This is a genomic window from Candidatus Krumholzibacteriota bacterium (genome assembly GCA_016931295.1).
Lineage (GTDB): Bacteria > Krumholzibacteriota > Krumholzibacteriia > Krumholzibacteriales > Krumholzibacteriaceae > JAFGEZ01.
The window spans coordinates 81,768-96,510 of the sequence record JAFGEZ010000034.1 but is presented as its reverse complement, the minus strand read 5'-3'; the positions used below and the strand labels follow the sequence as shown (position 1 = coordinate 96,510).

Annotated in this window: 9 protein-coding genes; all 9 read right to left on the bottom strand. The window is 65.8% G+C overall.

From position 1 onward, the window contains the following. The gene (gene topA / locus JW876_08900; GenBank protein ID MBN1885625.1) at positions 1–2,199 is read right to left on the bottom strand and encodes a type I DNA topoisomerase; all 2,199 of its coding nucleotides are present in this window, start codon (positions 2,197–2,199) and stop codon (positions 1–3) included. 14 nt (positions 2,200–2,213) lie between these two features. Further along, positions 2,214–2,654, bottom strand: coding sequence for a DUF494 family protein (locus JW876_08895; GenBank protein ID MBN1885624.1), 441 nt, complete (start codon positions 2,652–2,654; stop codon positions 2,214–2,216). A gap of 50 nt (positions 2,655–2,704) precedes the next feature. Next, entirely contained in the window at positions 2,705–5,764 is a 3,060-nt protein-coding gene (gene secA, locus JW876_08890; protein MBN1885623.1) for a preprotein translocase subunit SecA, read from the bottom strand. A 117-nt stretch (positions 5,765–5,881) separates the two neighbouring features. After that, positions 5,882–7,771, bottom strand: a complete 1,890-nt coding sequence (locus JW876_08885; GenBank protein MBN1885622.1) for a PQQ-binding-like beta-propeller repeat protein — start codon at positions 7,769–7,771, stop codon at positions 5,882–5,884. Between the two features lie 82 nt (positions 7,772–7,853). Next, positions 7,854–8,549 carry a DnaJ domain-containing protein gene (locus JW876_08880; protein ID MBN1885621.1) on the bottom strand — a complete coding sequence of 232 codons (696 nt, stop codon included), beginning with the start codon at positions 8,547–8,549 and terminating at the stop codon, positions 7,854–7,856. Positions 8,550–8,552: 3 nt separating this feature from the next. Continuing rightward, positions 8,553–9,491 carry a tetratricopeptide repeat protein gene (locus tag JW876_08875; GenBank protein MBN1885620.1) on the bottom strand — a complete coding sequence of 313 codons (939 nt, stop codon included), beginning with the start codon at positions 9,489–9,491 and terminating at the stop codon, positions 8,553–8,555. Positions 9,492–9,586: 95 nt separating this feature from the next. Next, complete coding sequence (locus JW876_08870; protein ID MBN1885619.1) at positions 9,587–10,987, bottom strand: NHL repeat-containing protein; 1,401 nt, start codon at positions 10,985–10,987, stop codon at positions 9,587–9,589. After that, a complete protein-coding gene (locus tag JW876_08865; protein ID MBN1885618.1) occupies positions 10,984–13,134 on the bottom strand; it encodes a lytic transglycosylase domain-containing protein in 2,151 nt (716 codons plus the stop codon). The genes JW876_08870 and JW876_08865 overlap by 4 nt, the downstream gene beginning before the upstream one ends. Before the next feature lie 49 nt (positions 13,135–13,183). After that, on the bottom strand, positions 13,184–14,737 hold the full coding sequence (gene guaA / locus JW876_08860) for a glutamine-hydrolyzing GMP synthase (GenBank protein MBN1885617.1): 1,554 nt from the start codon (positions 14,735–14,737) through the stop codon (positions 13,184–13,186). Positions 14,738–14,743 lie beyond the last annotated feature (6 nt).

Below are 14,743 nucleotides of genomic sequence, written 5' to 3'. Positions count from 1 at the left end.
TCAGGAGGTTTCCTCGTGCTTGCAAGCGGGACAGCGGAGGAAATGGCCTTTCCGCTTCGAATCCTTCTCGACGAGATACGCATCGCCGCAACTCGGGCACTTCCGGTCGGTCGGCTTGTCCCACGAGGCGAAATCGCACTTCGGGTACCGGTTGCAGCCGTAGAAGACCTTCCCCCGTCGGGAGCGCTTCTCGACGATCTGGCCGTCGCATCCCTCGCGCGGGCACGGGATGCCCAGCGTCACCGCCTCCGTGTACCGGCAGTCGGGGTAGTTGCTGCACGCGATGAACCTGCCGAACCTGCCGCTCTTGTACACGAGACGCCCGCCGCACTTCGGGCACGCGCGATCGAGCTCCTCGGTCTCCTCGAGGGACTTCGTGAACTTGCACTCCGGATATCCCGGGCATGCGAGAAAGGGGCCGTTCCTGCTCCATTTCCGCACGAGCATCTTTCCGCAGGTCGGGCAGGGTTCGTCCGTCTCCTCCTGGACGAGCTTCTTGAGCTCGCGCGTGTCGCGGCCCTTGAACTTCTCGAGATCGATGGTGAGCGGCTCGTAGAAGAACCGTATGACGTCGCGCCAGTCGTCGACGGCCTCCTCGACCTTGTCGAGCTCCGTCTCCATCCGGGAGGTGAAATCGACCTCGAATATGTCCTGGAAGTGTTCGTCGAGAATGCGCCAGACATGCTCGCCGAGCTCGGTCGGATGAAAGGATCCCTTCACCTTCTCGACGTAATCCCGGTCCTGGATGATGCTGAGAATGCTCGCGTAGGTGCTCGGACGGCCGATGCCACGCTCCTCGAGTTCCTTTATGAGGGACGCCTCGTTGTATCGCGCCGGCGGTTCGGTGAAATGCTGCGTCGCGTCCATCGATTCGATCGAGGCCCGCTCCTCCTTCGCGACGGGCGGCAGCCAGCTCTCCTCCTCGGCCTTGCCGTCCTCCATGACGGCGAGGAACCCGGGCTTGACGAGCCGGCGTCCGTTCGCGCGGAGCATGTACCGCTTTCCCGCGCGGATGTCCACTTCCTGCACCTCGAAGACCGCCGGCGAGGCGATCGATGCGAGGAAGCGCTTCCAAACCAGCGTATACAGCGCGAGCTGGTCACGGGAAAGGAACGGTTTCACGCTCTCCGGCGTACGACCGCACTCGGTCGGCCGGACGGCCTCGTGCGCATCCTGCGTCCGCGTCCCCTTCTTGAATCCCCGGCGGCCCGGGAAGACGCTTTCGGGGCCGTAGAGCTCGGCGAGGCATCGTTTTCCCTGCTCGTGGGCCTCGTCGCTGACGCGTGTCGAATCCGTTCTCATGTAGGAAATGAGCCCGACGGCCCCCTCCGGGCCGAGCTCGACGCCTTCGTACAGCTGCTGCGCGAGGACCATCGTCTTCTTCGCCGAGAACCCGAGGCGCGCCGCGGCCTCGCGCTGCATCGTGCTCGTGATGAAGGGAGGCAGGGGATTGCGGCTCTTCTCCTTCACCCTGACGTCCTCGACGACGGGTTCGGAGGCGCGGATCTCCGCGAGGACCTTCTCGGCCTCCCCGGCGTCTCCGATCGCGGGCTTCTCGCCGTCGACCTTGAGCAGCCGGGCGGGAAAGGATTCCCCGCCGGCCGAGCGAAGCGTCCCCTCTATCGACCAGTACTCCTCCGGGACGAAGGCGCGGATCGCGTTCTCGCGCTCGATGACGAGGCGCAACCCGACGCTCTGCACCCGCCCCGCGCTCAACCCGCGGTAGAAGACCTTCCAGAGCACCGGGCTCACCATGTAGCCGACGAGCCGGTCGAGTATCCTCCTCGCCTGCTGCGCGTTCACCTTGTCGATATCGATGTCGCGGGGTTCCTCGACGGCCTCGCGGAGGGCGTTCTTCGTGATCTCGTTGAAGATGATGCGCTTTATCGGCACGTCGGTCCGGGTGAGGATCTCGCTGAGATGCCACGCGATCGCCTCCCCCTCCCGGTCCATGTCGGTGGCGAGGAGGACGCGGTCGCTCTTCTTCGCCTCGTCCCGGAGCTCCTTGATGACCTTCGACTTGCCCCGGACGTTCACGTACTTCGGCTTGAAGCCGTCCTCGACGTCGATCCCCAGCTCGCGCTTCGGCAGATCCCGGATATGGCCCACCGAGGCCTTCACCGTGTACCCCTTTCCGAGGTACTTCTTGATGGTCCGCGCCTTGGCCGGTGATTCGACGACGACGAGCACGTGGTCCACGATCGCTCCTTGCGTCAATGCACTTGTCCGCCGCGCCGGGACGGCGTCTCTTCGGACTCCTCGGGAAGGTCGGCGACGTACCGCGTGGCGACCTCCCTGACTTCGGACACGGTGACGGGCGCGGAGTACTCCATCCCGGCGTTCTCGATGACGAGGCTCATGTTCGCCTCGGACAGCCATCCGAGCCGGTAGAGTCGCAGCAGGTACCCCTGCGCATCCGTCGAGAGGATCATGCGCTCAGCCTCGCCGAACACGCGGGCCCGCGCCGGAAACTCCGGCTCCTGCCCGCCGCTGACGCGGAGGGAATCGATGTCTATCAGCGTCATGGCCTGGTCGATCTCGTCGTGGGAGTACCCGAGATCCTCCAGTTCGCTCTGAAGCATCGCCGGATCCTTGAGCTCGATCGACTCGGGATCCATGATGTACGCGATGATCTGCTTGATGCGTTCGTTCATTTCCACCCTCGGGCTCCATCCGCCCTGTCTGCGCGAAAGGTGTATAATGCTCAGCCCGACGTTCGTCCGCAACATTTTTTGTACTTTTTCCCGCTCCCGCAGGGACAGGGATCGTTCCGGCCGACCTTCGGCTCCGCCCGCACGGGCTCCTGCGGCGCCGCGGGAGCCGGGCCGGAGGGACCGACCGCGCCTCCGCCGGCAGGAGTCGCCGGCATCCGCCGCTGGGCCTGTCCCCCGTACGCGCTCGCGACGTGATGCACCGCCACGCCGGGTTCGATCGTGCGCCTGCGTCCCTCCTGCTCGATGTCGAGGCGTGCGTGGAAAAGCCCCCGGATGATGGCCCGGTCGATCTGCTCGACCATCTCCGCGAACATCGAGAAGGCCTCCTGCTTGTACTCGACGAGAGGATCCTTCTGCGCGTATGACCTGAAATGGATGCCCTCCCGGAGCGAATCGAGTTCGTAGAGATGGTCCATCCACTTCTCGTCGATGCTCTGCAGCATGATCATCTTGACGAGCTGCTGCATGACATCGGGGGGGATCGTCGATTTCCGGAGCTCGTACGCCTCCCTCGCCCGATCCCTGAAGAATTCGCCGAGGCGATCGCTGTCCCGGCGGACCGCGTCGTCGAGTTTGGCGGTGTCGAAGGGAAAGATGAAGATGCTCTCGAGATCGACCGACGCCGCGTCGAGATCCCATTCCTCGTAGGGCGTCTCGTGCGGCGTGACCGCGTCGACGATGTCGGCGACGACGCCGTCGACCAGTTCGAGGACCGTGCCGTCGAGATCCTCGCTGCCCAGGATGTCGTTCCGCCGGCCGTAGATCACCTCGCGCTGCTTGTTCATCACGTCGTCGTACTCGAGGAGCCGCTTCCGGATGCCGAAGTTGTACATCTCCACTTTCTTCTGGGCTCGCGAGATCGCTCCCGTGATGAAGGAGTGCGTGATGACCTCTCCCTCCTCCACGCCCAGGCGATCCATCACGCCGGAGATGCGTTCCGATCCGAAGAGCCTCATCAGGTCGTCCTCGAGCGAGATGAAGAACCGCGACGCCCCCGGGTCGCCCTGGCGGCCCGCCCTTCCCCGCAGCTGGCGGTCGATGCGGCGGCTCTCGTGGCGCTCCGTGCCGATGATGTGGAGCCCGCAGGGAACGTCCTCGAAGCACTCGTCGGCCTTCTTCCGGTCGGCGGCGGAACCGTTCTCCGCGCGGATCACGCAATCGTCGCATTTCACGACCGATGCCTCGAGCTTGATGTCCGTGCCGCGCCCGGCCATGTTCGTGGCGATCGTCACGCCCCCGGCACGGCCCGCCTCCGCGACGATCTCCGCCTCGCGCTGGTGGTACTTCGCGTTGAGGACGTTGTGGGGGATCCCGTCGCGTTTCAGCATGCGGCTCAGGGTCTCGGAGACCTCGACGCTCACCGTGCCGACGAGGACGGGGAGCCCCTTGCGGTGGAGACGAGCGATCTCCTCGGCGATCGCCTGGTACTTCTCGCGCTTCGTGCGGAAGATGACGTCGTCGTAATCGACCCGCCGGATCGGCTTGTTCGTCGGCAGGACATGGACCTCGAGCCCGTAGATCTTGTGGAACTCCTCTTCCTCGGTCTCCGCCGTGCCGGTCATGCCGGCGAGCTTGTCGTACATCCTGAAGTAGTTCTGGAGGGTGATCGTCGCGAGCGTCTGCGTCTCTCCCTCGATCTGCACGCGCTCCTTCGCCTCGAGCGCCTGGTGGAGCCCGTCGCTGAACCGCCGCCCGGGCATCATCCGCCCGGTGAACTCGTCGACGATCATCACGCGGCCGTCCTGGACGACGTACTCGTGGTCCTTCTCGAAGAGGGTGTAGGCCTTGAAGAGCTGCGAGAAGGAGTGGATGATCTCGCTCTTCTCGGCGTAGTTCCGGTACGCGGCGTCCTTCCTGCGGACCTTCTCCTTGACGTCGAGGGAATCGTCCGACTCGATCTCCTTGATTTCGAGGCTCAGGTCGGGAAGCACGAACATCTCCCGGTCCTCGGCGGAGAGCGTCTGGCGACCCTTCTCGGTGAGATCGATCGAGTTGGCCTTCTCGTCGATGACGAAGTAGAGCTGCTCGTCGAAATCGTGGAGCGTCTTGTCCCGCATCAGGCTGTTCTCGAGCGCGAGCATGAGCTTCCCGTATCCCGGCTTCTTGCGCAGCTTCGTGAACTGCTTGTTCTTCGGGTCCCCGTGTTTCGCCAGAAGCAGCGCCTCGTCGAGCGAGAAGCCGTCGTCGTCTTCCGCTTCCCCGCTCTCCGGGTCGATACGGCCCGCCCGGGTCATCAGTTCGTTGATCATGCGCTTCTGGTTCTTCACGAGACTCTCGACCTTGCCGCGGAGCCTGATGAAATGCTCGTCGCGCGACGATCCCTGCACCGGGCCCGAGATGATGAGCGGCGTTCTCGCCTCGTCGACGAGGACGCTGTCGACCTCGTCGACGATCGCGTAGTGGTAGCCGCGCTGCACCTGGTCGTCGGCGCGGAGCTTCATGTTGTCGCGGAGATAATCGAATCCGAATTCGTTGTTCGTGCCGTAGGTGATGTCGCAGGCGTAGATCTCCCTCCGCTGGGCGGGGCTCATGTCGTTGAGCAGGTAGCCGACGGAGAGACCGAGGAACCGGTAGATCTCGCCCATCCACTCGGCATCGCGTCGGGCGAGGTAATCGTTGACGGTAACGAGATGCGCGCCCTTTCCGGGGAGCGCGTTCAGGTAGAGGGGCATCGTCGCGACGAGGGTCTTCCCCTCGCCGGTGGCCATCTCGGCGATCGACCCGTTGTGAAGCACGATCGCGCCCATCAACTGCACGTCGTATGGCACCATCTCCCAGCTCGTCTCGTTTCCGACGACGGGCCACGAGCGGCCGACGTGACGTCTGCACGCCTCGTGAACGAGCGCGAAGGCCTCGACGAGGATGTCGTCGACCGTCTCGCCGGCGGCGAGACGGTCGCGGAACTCTGCCGTCTTCCGGGGGAAATCCCCGTCCTCCAGCGATCGGTAGCTTTCCGCCCGCGACCTGATCTCCGCGACGACGGGGCCGAGTTTCTTGACGAGGCGGCCCTGCCGGTCGCCGAACAGCCGTTTCGTGATTGCCTTGAACACGCCGATTACCTCCGGTTCCGCCCGTCAAGATACACAATCGCCGGTCCACTGGCAACCCGGTCCCGCCCGGACCGGTTGCCGGCGAACCGGCGCAGCGGCGGCGGTACCCTGTTTCGTTCAGCCGCTCCCGTGGAGCGAGAGGGCGTACAGGACGCCTCCGTTCGAGCCGAAAAAGATCCGTTCGCCCCCGATCGCCGGCGAGGAGTAGACGGGCGATGCGGTCGTGTATTCGTCGATGGCCTTTCCGGTCGCCAGATCGATCGCGACGAGACGCGACCCGTACGTCGTGACGAACACCGCGCCTCCGCCCACGGCCGGCGTTGACTTGATCGCGCCGCCGGCGTCCTTCTTCCACAGGAGCCTGCCGCTCCGGTCGAGCGCGAAGACCGTCCCGTCATCCGCCCCGACAACGATCGTCCTGCCGCCGGCGGTCGGCGACCCGTTCACGGGGTGCCCCGCGCCGAACCGCCACATCAGATCCCCCGAGTCGATCGTGTAGCCGTAGATGTAGCCGCTCGACGTGCCGAAGACGACGATGCCGTCCTCCTCCATGCAGAGGGGCGTCGTTCGAATGCCCCCGCCCGGCTTCGCGCGCCAGACGATCTCTCCCGCCGACGTGAGTTTCACGAGCGCACCGTCGGTCGTCGCGGCGAGGACGGCGTTCCCGCAACCGGCGACGCCCGCCCAGATCTCGGTGCCGATCGATTGGCTCCACGCCTCCGAGCCGTCGTCGATTTGCAGCGCGGTCAGGCGTCCCGTCATCGTGCCGACGATCACGAGACCCTCGGTCACGTATGGCCTGCTGACCACGCGGGCACCAGCCTCGAAGGTCCATCGCGGCGCACCGGTCTCCGCATCGAGACAGAAGACCCTCCCCGCGTAGTTCGCGCCGATCACGCGGCCGCCGGCGAGAACGGGGATCGCGCCGATCCCCTCTCCGGACTCGTGCTTCCAGGCGAAGGTGCCGTTGGGATTGTAGGCGTAGAGATTACCGTCACGGCATCCGAAATAGATTCGATCGCCGTCGACGACGGGCGACGACGTGACGGGAGCGGGAAACTTCTTTTTCCACGATTCTCCGAGATCGATCGCGGGCGCGACCGCTGCCGGAGCAACCGTCTCCTCCGTTGGAGGATCGTCGGCGGGTTCTTCCGCCTCCGGCGAGGGAATCGTTCCGGCGGGATCGTCCGCCGCGGAAAGAAGCACGTTCGTTCCCGCCGGCGTCTCTCCTCCCCCGCGAAACCAGGGGCCGAAGATGAGCAGGACGGCCACGACGGCCGCGATCGCCCCGACCGCGGCGGGCAGGGGGATGCGGCGGAGCAGCCCCGCGCGCGATCGCGTACCGGCGCTTGCCCGGTGAAGATCCCAGCACAGGGCCGGGAAGGTCCGTTCCGCTTTGATATCGACGCCGCGTCCGTCGGGCGCCTCGAAGGACGGGAAGAATACCGAGTCGCCCAGGACCCGGCGGTTCCGTTCGATGAACTCGCGCGATGGAACGAAGACGAGGGCGTGGCGTCCCGCGGGGAGTCGGAACCGCTCGAGGACGAAGAGGTCCTCGGCGAAGGTCGAGAAGAGATCCTTCTGCTCCCGTTCCGCCCGGAGGGGAACCTCGGCGACCGCGCAGGCCGATGCGAGCGGCCCCTCCTCCCCCGTCACCGCGTTCCGGTGGATCGCGACGCAATCCTTCCCGCGGAGGAGGTGTATCTCCTCTCCACGCCTGATCATCGCGACGAACAGGATACCGGCCATCAGCTCGTCGACCGGCGTTCCGCCCGCCGCGGTTTCGAGCCGTTCGACGAGACGCGCGAAGAAAACCGAGGGCGATCCGAGCCGTGAATCGGAGATCGCGTCACGGAAGAGCCGCCTCAGCGCCGGACCGCGCGAGGGGTCCCCCGGGGAGACGAAAACGAAGAACTCCTCGCCGTCGGACCGGCGAGGCAGCTCCTGATAGACGAATGCGTTGTCGTAACCGTCGGAACCGAGGCACACGAAAGCTGTTTTTTTCATTGCGACCACCTCGATTGCGGAGGGTAGTCGCCGGGGTGGAAAAAATCAACAGGAAATCGCCGCGGGCCGGCCGGGGCGCCGGTCAGCGCCTGAAGAGCCTGCGTACGGTGCCGGCAATGCGATCGATTGGACCCTCGCCGCGGTCGTACGACCCGCCGACCAGGTCCATATATTTGCGGGCGACACGATGTTCCTTGTCCCACTTCAACGATTCACGGAAGTGCTTGATCGCGAGGCTCTTCAATCCCGCCTTGAAATAGACCACACCGAGATTCGCGTGGTAGTCGGGGTTGTAGAACTCCATCTGGATCGCCTGCTTGCAGGAATCCCTCGCCTCGTGAAGCCGCGTGCCGAGCATCGCCAGGGAGAAGCCGTACCAGCTGTTGTAGGCCGGGTTCGTGGGATCGTACTTGCGGGCCGCCTTGATGAGAAGAACCGCCTTGTCGAATCTCCCGGCCCTGATCGCCTCTTTCGCCTGGGTGAACGACAGCTGGGCCGAGCGGCGATCCTTCTCCTGCATCGCGATTCCGTGATGGGAATGGACCTTGCCCTTCCGCAGGAACTCGTCGTAATCGTGCCTCTTCTGCGGATTGCTCAGGACGGAGTACGCCTCGTTGATCATCTTGAACTTTTCCCGGCTCTCGACGCTCTCCCCCGCGACATCCGGATGGTAGAGCTTCGCGAGGCGGAAATAGTTCTTCTTGATGTCCTCGTTCGACGAGGTCGGCCATGCCTCGAGCATCGAGTAGTAATCCTGTTTCAGTTCCGTTTTCGACACGGGTTACCCCTTGTGCACGGGCTTGACTTCGTCCATGAGATTGCGCGCCAGTTCGTTTTCCGGATCGAGCACGAGGACCTTCTCGAGATGCGTGACCGCTTCGTCGCGTGCCCCCTTCTCGAAGAGCGTCAACGCGAGATTGACGCGCGCTTTCAGGTATTCGGGATGTATCTTCAGGGCCGTCTCGAATTCCATGACGGCATCGTCCGTCATGCCCTTGTTCGCGTATGCGATACCGAGAAGATTGTGCAGGTCGGGGTAGTTCGGGTTCATCGACAGGCACTTCTTGAGCTCCGCGAGCGCGAAATCGTAATCCCCGTTCTGTATCGCCTCGAGAGCGATCTGCTTGCTGACCTGCGAGGATGAGGGCTTCTCCTCGAGCAGCCGCCTGAACTCCGCGGCGAGGGAGGAGGGCGACGCCCCGTTCTTCAACTCGCTCAGGACCTCCGCGACCTGTTCGGCGAGAAAGCTCGGCGCCACCTGGAGGCATGCGTCGAGCTGCTCGATCGCCTCGCCGATCTCGCCGTCCACCGCGCATGAGCGGGAGAGCATGATCCTCGCCCTGAAGAAATTGGGGTTTATTTCGAGGGCCTTGCGCAGACGTTCCCGCGCGTCGAGCCGTTTACCCGACTGCTCGTACACGCGCGCGAGCGTGTAGTGCACGTCGGCGTACCGGGGCTCGATCCGTATCGCCTTTTCGAGGATCTCGGCGGCGCGCTCCTCGCGCCCCCCCTCCTCGAGCTGCTTCGCGTACTCGATATACGCCTCGACGAGGTACATCCTGACCATCTCGTGGTCAGTATCCTTCCGTACCCCGCCCTGCCTCTCGAGGTAATCCTCGAAGGCCCTGCAGGCCTTCCGGTAATCTCCCTTGTTGAGATTCTCGACGGCTTTCTTCAAGCCCGTCCTCGGTAACAGCCTGACGAAGCGATCGATGAACATGCGTGCTGCCTTCCGTCTTTGTTGCCCGGATATGTCGATACGGCGGACACCCCGAGACCGTTCATGCAAGGAAGGGGCCAATCGTTCGGAATGGTTCAGCGGGGAGCCGCGGAAGTGCAACCGGCTTTCTCGGAAAGGGTTTCGCCGATTCCCCGCGCCGTTTCGGAGACGACCGCGGTGCGTTCGACGACGAGAAACCCGGCCGAGGCATAGGTGGGTCGCGCTTCGACGACCACGCGCATCATGCATTTTGCACGCGGACCGTCCGATGCGCAGTTGGCCTCGATCCGTCTCGTGAAACGTCCGCCGGGAAGAAGATGCCCGTCGAGGAGGGTCGCGACGAGCCGTCCCCGTTCATCCTCGACACGGCAGTCGATCGAAGCGTGCTCGGTCAACAGGAAGGAGACGTTCACGGCGAAGCGGTTCGAGTCCGCGGCGAACGCGGGGCCGTCGGCCCGGAGATCGAACACGTCCACGCCGATCCACCGGTACCTCGCGCCGCCGCGCTCGGAGACGAACACCTGTCCGAAGCGGCGGTTTATGGCTATGCCGCGCGGTTCGTCGAAGTGGATGCGCCCCTTGCGCGATCCGCCGACCGCGACGATGTATCCGAGGTGCCGGTCGAACTTCCTCAGGACACCGGCGGGCGGGTCCGTCACCCAGACGTTTCCGTAGTAGTCGATCGCCAGGTCCTCGAAACGACCGTCGCCCCGTGGAAGATCGCCGTACATCGAGATCGCGCCTACCCGTCCGTCCGCGGCGACGAGCCGGAGACGACGGCCGGAGCTGTCGATGACCGCCGCGAAATAGTCGGCATAATAGACCCACGGATCGCCCTCGGAAAGCACGTCGATGCCGGTCGGGCCGTCGAGCCTCCCCCGATCGAGCGCCGGGCCGATCGTCGCGATATCGGTGCCGTCGGGCAGGAAGACCGACACGCGGTCGTTTCCCGTGTCGGCAACCCATACCGCCCCTCCGCTGTAGGCGATTCCCTCGGGTCCGCGGAACGGCACCCCTCCCGCGCCGGTGTACACGCGCGACAGGCGGAGCTGCCCGTCCTCGTACCGGAAACGAACGATGCGGTCGTTTCCCGTATCGGCGACGAAGACGTCGCCGCTGTCGCTTCCGGCGACGTCCGTCGGTCGCGAGAACCGTGTCTCCCCCGCGGCCCCGGCGATCCCTATCGACCGCATGCCCCGGTTGAATATGATACTGTTTTGCCCGCGATCGCAGCCGAAGACCGTCAATTCGTCATCGTCCCGCCCGGAGGAGGTATCGTCCTCCGAGATCAGCTTGACGCAGTGGATTCCGCGCGGGTCGTCGAAGCGCTCGCGCGTCCCCGTATAGACGCCGAGAAGGAATTGCCCGACGCGATCGATTCCGAGACAATGGTTCCACGGGGGCTCGACGAGCGTCTTCTCCCGCTCCCCGCCGATCGCCAGGGGGAACAGGAAAAGACTCGCCATGAAGAGGAACAGGAGCTGTCTGACCTTCATCCGTCTCTCTTTCCGGCCGAAGCGCCCCGGTATGCCGCCCATGCGTCGAGCACGCGGCGCACGTACCGGCGCGTCTCGGCGACGCCGATCATCTCGACGGCGGCCATGGGGTCATGAGAGGGAATGAAAGTTTTACGCCAATCCCGCATTTTTCCGTGTCCCGCGTTGTAGGCGGCTGCCGCGGAGACGATCGAATCGTCGCCCCGGTCGAGAAGGAACCGGAGGTACCACGCCCCGGCACGAAGAGAGAAGACCGGGTCGACCAATCGTTCCCCGCCCGACTCCCCCGCCCCCGTCTTTCCGCCGATCCACGCGGCCGTCGCGGGCATGAGCTGCATGAGACCCATCGCGCCGGCGGAGGAGACGGCGTTCCGGTCGAAAAGGCTCTCCTCCCGCGCGACGGCGAGAATCAGCTCCGGCGGCAAGTTGAAGGCCGCCGCCGCTTCCGTCACCGCCTCCGCGTACGCGACGGGCCAAAGGACGCCGTTTCTTCCCCGCCGCCGGGCGTCGATCCCAGCCGCGGCCCGGAGCGCGAGCGGAACGAGTCCGGCGGAACGCGCTTCCCGGTAGATCACGATACGCGCCGCCTCGTCGCCGCCGTGCGCCTCGAGGAGCGCCTCGCCGATCTCCGCCGCCTCGTCCGCGAGACCCTCGTTCAGCGCAAATCTCCACGCGCCGTAGACCGGATCGGCGAGCATCTCCTCCGTCGGCCCGGCCGACGCGGCGAAGACCTCGAATGCCTCGTGCTCCGCCGACGCGATCGATGCGATGCGCTCAGCGGGGTCGGAAGGCTCTTCCGGCACGATGAGCATGCCTGGCTGCCCGGCGGCGAGCAGGGCGTACGCGGAGGAGGGGTGGCGCTCCACCAGGCGGCGCCTCCATTCCGCCCCCCGATCGCTCCCGGCCGCTCGTCCGAGCCAGTAGAGTGCGGGAGCTTCGAGCCTGCGGTCGCCGCGTTCGAGCACGTCGAGCAGGACCCGCTCCGCCTCCTTTCCGTCACCCCGGCCTGCCAGCAGGACCGCTTCGGCGATCGCGGCCTCCCCGGCCGTGTACGATCCGGGCGCCCGACCCCGGAGCTCGGCGAAGAGTCGGATCGCGCGGAGCGGACGGTTGCGCGCGATCTCGATCCGTGCTGACGTGTCGAGCGCCCCGGCGCTTCGAGGATCGTCCGGGTAATACATGCCGAATGTCCGGTAGAGGGACGCCGCATCGTGATCGCCGAGTCTCAGCGCGATCGCGGCCATCCGGATCAGCGCGTCCCGCTTCACCGCCACCGCCTCGCGCGAATGGTGGAGGCGCGCATAGATGCGCCGTGCCGTCTTCGGCGATCCCGTGCGCTCGAATACGCGGGCTTCGAGGAGCCGCCCCTGCGCGCCGAACCGGTCCCGGGCCATCCCGGCCGCCGCGAAGGCGGCCTCCTCGTTTCGGGCGCCGAGGGCGAGTTCGACGAGCGATCCGAGGTCATCGAGATCGAGTCGAAGGAGGAGGGAATCGACGCAGAGCATCCCGGCGGTTTCCCGATCGGCCGGAGGCATGCCGGCTCGCCCCGCCGCCGCCGCCAGATCGGCGCTTCCCGCGAGATCCCTCCCGTCGAGAAGCGCGGCCGCCACGTGGGCCAGCGTGCGCGCCGACGGGGCCGCCAGCGGGAGGCGGCCGGCAAGACGGTCCCATGAGCCGGGCAGGACCTCGGAGACGACGTCGAGCAACCGGCCGTCGAGCCACGGCGAGGAGACGCCCTCGACGGCGGTGTAGGTTGCGCACGCCGCTGCCGCCTCGGAGCGCAATCCGAGCGCCCCGCACGCGCGGGCCCGCCAGTAGAGCCGATACCGCTCGAGGAGGGGATTGTTTCGCGGTTTTTCGAGGGCGTCGAGCGCCTCGCGCCAGCGTTCGAGCTTCGCCAGCGCCACGGCCCGGGCGAGGGGATCGATGCCCGCTCCCGCGGCGATCGCCTCCGCGTACTCCCCCGCCATCATCAGCATCGCCGCACGGCCGGGATCATCGGACGGCATCGCCGTCGCCGCCTCGCGGTATTCGGCATTCCAGACGCGCTCGTTTCGGCGGCCCTCCGCCGGCGGGAACGCCATGACGGCCGAGGCGCAGCAGAAGGCCGCGCAGATGAGCGCCGGAATGCCGATTCGTCTTCTCATGGGGAAACGATGCGCCGCGACGCCGCCCCGCCCGGGAAACAGGGGCGTGTCATTCCCACTCGATCGTGCTCGGCGGTTTCGAGCTGATATCGTAGACGACACGGTTGACGCCGTCGACGCGGTTGATGATCTCGCTGGCGACGTTCTGCAGGAAATCGTACGGCAGCCTCGCCCAGTCGGCCGTCATGCCGTCGGTACTGGTGACGGCACGCAGCGCGGCGGCCCGCTGGTAGGTGCGTTCGTCTCCCATCACCCCGACGCTCTTGACGGGCAGAAGAACGGCGAACGCCTGCCAGACCTCGTCGTAGAGCTTTTCGCGCTTGAGGGCGTCGATGAAGATCCGGTCGACTTTTCTCAGCAGGTCGAGGTCTTCGCGGCAGACCGCCCCCGGCACGCGGACGCCGAGCCCCGGTCCCGGGAAGGGATGCCTGCCGATCTGCTTCTCCGGAAGGCCGAGAAAACGTCCCACCTCCCTCACCTCGTCCTTGAAGAGGAGGGCGAGCGGCTCGACGAGCTCGAAACCGAGCTCCTCGGGAAGCCCACCGACGTTGTGGTGCGACTTGATCGTCGCCGACGGTCCGACGGTCGAACAGCTCTCGATCACGTCCGGGTAGAGGGTGCCCTGGGCCAGGAAATCGAAGGGCCCGTGGATCCTGCTCTGCTCCTCGAAGACGTCGATGAAGCACTTGCCGATCGCCTTCCGCTTCTCCTCGGCGTCGGTCAGGCCGTCGAGACGGGAGAGGAATTCGTCTGCCGCGTCGACGATCACGGCCTCTCCGGTGATGTAATGCGAAAACAGCTCGCGCACCTCGTCGACCTCCCCCTCCCTGAGAAGACCGTTGTCGACGAAGACGGGGCAGAGTCCCGCCCCGATCGCCCGGTCGACGAGCACGGCCATCACCGAGCTGTCGACCCCGCCGCTCACCGCGCAGAGGACGCGCCCCGTTCCGACCTTCTCGCGGATCTTCTCGATTTCGCGCTCGACGAAGCTCGCCGACGACCAGGACGGTTCGGCGCCGCAGATGCGGAAGAGGAAATTCCCGAGGATCCGGTCGCCGTGCTCGGTGTGGAAGACCTCGGGATGGAACTGCAGCCCGTAGATACCGCCGCGGTCGTCGACGACGGCGGCGAGGGGACACCCCTCCGACGAGGCGATCGCGCGGAACCCGCGTGGAAGGGTCTTCACCCGGTCGCCGTGGCTCATCCAGACGCGCTGGGACGCGGGCGTGCCGTGGAAGAGGTCGTTGGACGTCTCGGCCTCGATCATCGTGTGTCCGTATTCGCGGTGCTCGGCGCGCTCGATCGTCGAGCCCCGGTCGCGGGAGATGAGCTGCATGCCGTAGCAGATGCCCAGGACGGGAAGGCCGAGCGAGAAGATGTCCGCTTCGAGACCGGGGGACCCGTCCGCGATGACGCTTGCCGGCCCGCCCGAGAGGACGATCCCGACCGGTTTCTCGGCGCGGATCTCCTCGATCGACGCGTCGTTGGGGAGGATCACGGAGAAGACGTGCGCCGCGCGTATCCGCCGCGCGATCAGTTGCGTGTACTGCGATCCGAAATCGAGAATGACGATCGATGCGCCGTCCCAGTCGCGTTCCTTCACGTCCCT